This is a genomic window from Methylobacterium ajmalii (assembly GCF_016613415.1).
Classification (GTDB): domain Bacteria; phylum Pseudomonadota; class Alphaproteobacteria; order Rhizobiales; family Beijerinckiaceae; genus Methylobacterium; species Methylobacterium ajmalii.
Genome location: NZ_JACWCT010000160.1, coordinates 1 through 2,608 on the forward strand (window position 1 = coordinate 1; position 2,608 = coordinate 2,608).

3 protein-coding genes are annotated in these 2,608 nt (G+C 69.3%); 1 reads left to right on the forward strand and 2 read right to left on the reverse strand.

Annotated features, from left to right (window positions below; translation table 11 throughout):
• A partial coding sequence (locus HPY23_RS28325; RefSeq protein WP_200649710.1) for a HAMP domain-containing protein occupies positions 1 to 974 on the reverse strand: 974 nt, incomplete at its 3' end.
• A gap of 438 nt (positions 975 to 1,412) precedes the next feature.
• Between HPY23_RS28325 and HPY23_RS28330 the strand changes: the two genes are divergently transcribed.
• A complete protein-coding gene (locus HPY23_RS28330; RefSeq protein ID WP_139235100.1) occupies positions 1,413 to 1,994 on the forward strand; it encodes a PH domain-containing protein in 582 nt (193 codons plus the stop codon).
• 91 nt (positions 1,995 to 2,085) lie between these two features.
• Here the strand turns inward: HPY23_RS28330 and HPY23_RS28335 are convergent.
• Positions 2,086 to 2,608: methyl-accepting chemotaxis protein (locus HPY23_RS28335; protein WP_236017712.1), on the reverse strand; the 523-nt coding region annotated here is incomplete at its 5' end.

Here is a 2,608-nt window from a genome sequence, read left to right on the forward strand (position 1 = left end):
GCCGTCTGGGTGGCGGTGGCGGTCATCGACTGGGCGGTGACCTGCAGCTCGGAGGCCGAGGACGACACCGCGCCGACGATGCCGCCGACCGCGGCCTCGAAGCCGTCGGCCATCTCGATCATGGCGGTCTGGCGGGCGGCGGCCGCCGCCGCGTCGGCGATCTGGCGCCGCTCCAGGTCCTCGGCAGCCTTGCGGGCGACCATCGTCTTGATGCTCTCGACCGCGCGGCCGAGGGCGCCGATCTCGTCGCCGCGGCGGGCCTCCGCGATGGTGGCGTCGATCTCGCCGGCGGCCATGCGCTCCAGCACGGCGACGAGGCGGGTGAGCGGGCGCTGGATGTTGAGCATCAGCAGGAGCGCGGCGCCGAGCAGGCTCAGCAGCATGGCCGCACCGGCCAGGAGGCCGAGCCGCGTCGCCGCGTCGATCCGCTCGGCGGCGGTCGTCATGGCGGCCTCGGTGAGGCGGTTGGCGTTGGCGACCGATTCGCCGATCGTCTTCTCGGCCCGGGCGGTCAGGGCGGCGATCTCCTCGCGCGACGCGCTGGCCGCGGCCGGGTCGGACTGGCGGCCATAGGGATCGACCCGCACGGCATCGGCGTAGCGCTGCACCTCGGCAGCGAGGGCGCTCACGGCGCGCTCGCTCTCGCGCAGGATATCGGGATCGAGCGCGATCGCGATCGGGCGTTCGAGGGCGCTCGCGACCGCCTGCGCCTCCTCGAGGGCGGCCGCGGCCGCCGCATCGGAGGCGGTGGCGTTGCGCGCCAACTCCATGGTCTTCTGGCTGAGTTGGATCCGGGCGACGGCGACCTGCGCCTGCGAGATCCCGCGCAGGATGGTTTCCTCGCGTGCCAGCGCGTCGTTCGCCGCACGGATCTCTCGATTGCTGGACCATTGGTTGTAGACCGCCCCCCCGACGAACAACGCCGTGACCGCGGAAGACAGCGCCAGCTTGCGCCCTATGCTGAGCTTGACCATCGTAGAATCTGCCGCCTCAACGGCACTCCAAATATTTAATGCCCTCTTGTAAGATGTATCTCTTAAAGAATCACCAATCACTGAGAATTCATATGCTGAGATATTAATAAAATATCTTATTCCCTAAGGGAAAAACAAGCAACATTCTCCTTGTTTTCCTGCCGAATAATCCTTCTCCCTGGGGCCGACAGCGCGGCCGGCCGGTGGCCTTCCATCGCGACCCAATCGGGGCGACGGCCCGGATCGAGGCCCATCCTGTCGGCCGCCCATGGGACGGACCCCAACCGAACCGCGTTCCGTCGCTCGTCGATCCCCGCGCCCGCACGTCCACGGCCCGGCCTGACGTCGAGGCGGGGCCATCGCCGGTCGCGCCATCGGCCTCCGGCACCGACCCGCCGCGGTGCATTGTCAGCCCCCTGTCACAGGGTTACGCAGGGAATGACGCAGGCCTGGACGAGACGGAGCAGCGGATCAATGGAGAGAAAGGTTGCGCCACAGCTTCTTGCCGGCGAACGTATTCTTTGGCAGGGAGCCCCGATCCAAGGCCTGATGCTTCGTCCGCTCGACCTCGCGCTGATCCCCTTCAGCCTGTTCTGGGCCGGGATGGCGCTGTTCTGGAACATCAAGACCTGGGACGCGGCGATCGGATCGGTGTCCAGGCTGGGTGGGCTGGTCATGCTGATCGTCGGCGTCTACGCCGTCATCGGGCGTTTCCTGCTCGACGGCTACATGCGCCGCCATCTCTCTTACGTGGTGACCGATCGGCGCGCCATCATCGCGCGAACGGGTCCGTGGCCGACGCGGCTGTCGCTCGACCTCACGCGCCTGCCGCACCTGGAGCTCAAGGAGATGCCGGACGGGACCGGCACGATCCTGTTCGGTGCGCCGCGTCCGGTCCGGGGCAATCACGCGGCCGGTCTCGGCGTCTGGCAGCCGACCCTCGATCCGACGCCCCAGTTCATCGGCATCCCGGATGCGGACGCCGTCTTCGCGCTGATCCAGAGCCGCACGGGCGACTGAAATCCTCGCAGCGGCCGGATCCCTCCGACATGCGAAGGCCGACCCGGGGATCGCCCCCGGGCCGGCCTTCGCCATTCCCTCCGATCCGCGGTCAGGCCGCCCGGACGGTCGCCAGGAACCGGTGCACCTCCGCGGTCAGCTGCTCGGACTGGCGCGACAGGGCCGAGGCCGAGGTCAGCACCTGCGTCGCCGCCATCCCGGTCGTCTCCGAGGCCTGCGCCACCCCGGCGATGTTGCCGGTCACCGCGCTCGTCCCCACCGAGGCCTGGCTGACGTTGCGCACGATCTCCTGCGTCGCCGCCCCCTGCTGCTCCACCGCCGCCGCGATCGACGTCGCCACCACGTCGATCTCCCGGATCAGCGCCGTGATCGTCTCGATCGCCCCCACCGTCTGGTCCGTCACGCCCCGGACCTCGCCGATCTGGCGCGCGATCTCGTCGGTGGCCCGCGCCGTCTGGTTGGCCAGTTCCTTGACCTCGGCGGCCACCACCGCAAAGCCCCGGCCCGCCTCGCCGGCCCGCGCCGCCTCGATCGTGGCGTTGAGCGCCAGCAGGTTGGTCTGGCTGGCGATGTTCGAGATCAGCCCGACCATGTCGCCGATCTTCGCCGAGGTC